Annotated in this window: 1 protein-coding gene; it reads left to right on the top strand. The window is 59.0% G+C overall.

Annotated features, from left to right (window positions below):
• Positions 1-89 precede the first annotated feature (89 nt).
• Positions 90-838 (top strand): IS5 family transposase gene (locus CSR02_RS15350; protein ID WP_099046888.1). Its coding sequence is split into 2 segments (ribosomal slippage): positions 90-381 and positions 381-838, totalling 750 coding nucleotides; the frame shifts between segments, so codons are not numbered across the junction.
• Positions 839-847 lie beyond the last annotated feature (9 nt).

Raw genomic sequence — 847 nt, 5'->3', positions numbered from 1 at the left:
TAGGGCCTGTTAGATCTTAAAATACTTCCTATATTGTATGGATTGAAGAAGGAGACGGAACAGGCACTTTCACTGATGAGACATGGGCGATCTGGGAACCGCTGATTGAGGCGGTTCGGCCAAGGGGCAAGACACCGCCCCATGATCTGCGGCGTACGATAGCAGCGATCTTCTGGCGTCATGAGAATGGTGCGAAATGGCGAAGTATCCCCGCTGAGCTGGGTCCGTGGTGGCGGGCGGCGCAGCTTTTCATCCGCTGGGCGAAACTGGGGGTGTGGGAACGCCTGCTCGAACTGGTTCAGGACCACCACGGAGTGGCGCTGGGCATGACTTTTCTGGATGGCACAAACATCAGGGCTCACCACAAGGCGGCGGGAGCCCAAAAAAAGGGGCCTCTTTCGAAGAGCGAGACCATCGTGAAGCACTTGGCCGCTCTCGCGGCGGCTATGGCACAAAAGTGTGCGTGATCGCGGACGGACACGGAAAAGCCATTGGTTTCGCTCTGGCACCCGGACAGGCCCATGAACTGCCACTGGCGCCAGCCATGCTCGACGATCTCCCCTCTGTTCCCCTGTGGGTCGTGGCGGACAAAGGCTACGCGTCAGACGCCTTTCGTGAACGGATATGGGACATGGGAGCCCGACCGGCCATTCCCGCGAAACGACGCGATGCGCCGGTCGCCTGTCCCAAATGGGCCTATCGATGCCGACATCTTGTGGAGAACCTCTGGGCTCGTCTCAAGGAATGGCGCGCTGTCGCAACCAGATACGAAAAAACAGCAACCTCGTTCCTCGCGGTCATCCACATCGCTGCCGCCGCAGACTGGATCAAGTGCTAACAGGCCCTA

Source organism: Acetobacter pomorum (genome assembly GCF_002738225.1).
Taxonomy (GTDB): domain Bacteria; phylum Pseudomonadota; class Alphaproteobacteria; order Acetobacterales; family Acetobacteraceae; genus Acetobacter; species Acetobacter pomorum.
Note: the sequence above shows the minus strand (reverse complement) of the source record. Positions and strands in the feature narration are given on the sequence as shown.